Source organism: Streptococcus mitis, from assembly GCF_005844455.1.
Taxonomy (GTDB): Bacteria; Bacillota; Bacilli; order Lactobacillales; family Streptococcaceae; genus Streptococcus; species Streptococcus mitis_BF.
On sequence record NZ_SPGF01000112.1, the window covers coordinates 1 to 1359 of the forward strand.

The window sequence follows — 1359 nt, forward strand, 5'->3', positions numbered from 1 at the left end:
TTATCCGCCTCATAAATCTTGAAATCACGTTGAAAGCCATACTTATCAGTTCGACTAGAGTAGTTCTTAAAGGAATAAACTACGCCACCGGGCTTTATAAACTGGTCCGTGTCCTCAAGATATTCCCAGTTCATTGGATTATCTGTGCTCGTCTGGTACTTTTTAGTCAATTCCTTCTGATACATGGTATAGGGAATAAGAGTAGTTTTTTCCAATTCATCGATGATAAAACGATAATTTTCTTCGCTACCATAACCAGCATCTGCCACGATATAGTTGAATAAGTCTAGGGTTTGAATTGATTGAAGGAAAGGTTTCAGAGTGCGAGTGTCTGTTGGATTTGGAAAGATATCAAAATCAAGGACATACTGACCATTGGTAGCCGCTTGGACATTATACCCAGGTTTCAGTTGCCCATTTTGCATATGATCTTCCTTCATTCGCATAAAAGTGGCATCATGATCCGTTTTTGAGAAAGAGTTGCGGTCTTCTAAAATTTTTCTAGCTTCTTCATAGCGCTGTTTACGAGGAAGGAAATCATCCTTTAATTGCTTACGAATTTTCTTTATCCGACGGCGTTTTTGTCTATTGGCAGATCCACCCTTTATCACTTTAGGCTCCTCTTCAATAGCTTGTTCTATTTCAGCTAAGGCATCCTCCGTTTTTTCTAGTAGCTCCTCCAATCCCTGACTGGTCTCCCGTTCTTCTTTAGATAAGGCGAGATTTACTCCTTCTTGAATCAGCTGGTCATAGAGCTGGGAAATTTTCCCATTCAAGGCTGCTTCATATTTGTCAATAGCTCTTTTCCAAGTGAAAGAATAGAGATTGGCATCAGCTTCTAGTTTTGTTCCATCAATGAACAAGGCATCATCCTCAATCATCCCGTTCTCACGCATGAGCAAGGTGAAGTAAATAAAAGCAGTTTTGATTAGGTTGTTGGCATGTTTACTGGAGCGGAAGTTATTAATCGTTTTATAGCTAACATAGGTATCCTGACTCAACCATTTCATGGGAATGACTTCCTCGTTCATTTGAACGATTTTACGTCCAGAGAACACTTGACGAGCATAAGCGAACAGGGTCATCTTCATGAGCATGGCTGGATGAAAGGCAGGGCGACCAGTGTGAGAGGTCTCTTCCAATAGAATTTGACTAGGTATACTGTCCACAAAGAGGCTAATCATTCTCGCTTCGTGAGTTGTTGGAATATCGTAGGCAAGATTCACTTCCAAACTTAACTGATTTGTGTTATAATCTTTATACATTGTCATGGCTTTCTAATTGTTTTGTTCTTATTTTAATTATAAACCATGACATAAGAAAACGAGCATCTCTAACTACGGAAATGCTCGTTTTTTT

1 protein-coding gene is annotated in these 1359 nt (G+C 39.4%); it reads right to left on the bottom strand.

The window, feature by feature from the left end:
• Positions 1–1265 (bottom strand): IS1182 family transposase (locus FGQ53_RS11635; RefSeq protein WP_138338938.1); only part of this gene is annotated, 1265 nt, incomplete at its 3' end.
• Positions 1266–1359 lie beyond the last annotated feature (94 nt).